The sequence below is a fragment of the Pontibacter sp. H249 genome (assembly GCF_037892465.1).
Classification (GTDB): Bacteria; Bacteroidota; Bacteroidia; order Cytophagales; family Hymenobacteraceae; genus Pontibacter.
The window spans coordinates 1-758 of record NZ_JBBKTR010000035.1 but is presented as its reverse complement, the minus strand read 5'-3'; the positions used below and the strand labels follow the sequence as shown (position 1 = coordinate 758).

Here is a 758-nt window from a genome sequence, read left to right as displayed (position 1 = left end):
ACGTAAGCGGGTGCAGGCGCGTGCCGGAGCCCCCGGCTAGTATAATTCCTTTCATGTATTGATTGTTGGTTGCTGATTGCTGATTGTCTTTTCAAACACCTACAATCTGGCAAATAAACCATGTGACACTTTTCACAAATCGTATCTGCTGAGCTTTTAACAATCAGCAGTTAACAATTTAACAGTTCCCGCTTTAGCGGTTCGTATACTGCCCTTCGTAGTAGTCGCGGTAATGGCCTGAGGTTACGTTCTCCAGCCACTCGGTATTCTCCAGGTACCAGTCCACGGTTTTGCTCAGGCCCTCCTCGAAGGTAACGGATGGTTTCCAGCCCAGCTCGTCCATCAGCTTGGATGAGTCGATGGCGTAGCGCAGGTCGTGGCCGGCGCGGTCTTTCACGAACGTGATCAGCTTTCTGCTGTGCCCTTTCTCACGGCCCAGCTTCTCGTCCATCTGGTCGCAAAGCAACTCTATCAAGTCCAGGTTTTTCCACTCGTTCACGCCGCCGATGTTGTAGGTGTCGCCCACCTTGCCCTCGTGGAAGATCACATCGATGGCACGGGCGTGGTCCAGCACATAAAGCCAGTCGCGCACGTTCTCGCCTTTGCCGTACACAGGCACCGGCTTCTCGTTCTTGATGTTGTTGATGGCCAGCGGGATCAGCTTCTCGGGGAAGTGGTTCGGGCCGTAGTTGTTGGAGCAGTTCGATATCTTGATTGGCAAACCGTAGGTATGAAACCAGGCGCGCACGAAATGGTCA

The 758-nt window shown here is 53.2% G+C and carries 2 protein-coding genes; both read right to left on the bottom strand.

Translation table 11 applies throughout. The features are described from left to right. A partial coding sequence (locus WG943_RS21270; RefSeq protein WP_445323661.1) for a sugar phosphate nucleotidyltransferase occupies positions 1-55 on the bottom strand: 55 nt, incomplete at its 3' end. A 138-nt stretch (positions 56-193) separates the two neighbouring features. After that, a partial coding sequence (locus WG943_RS21200; RefSeq protein ID WP_340412041.1) for a dTDP-glucose 4,6-dehydratase occupies positions 194-758 on the bottom strand: 565 nt, incomplete at its 5' end.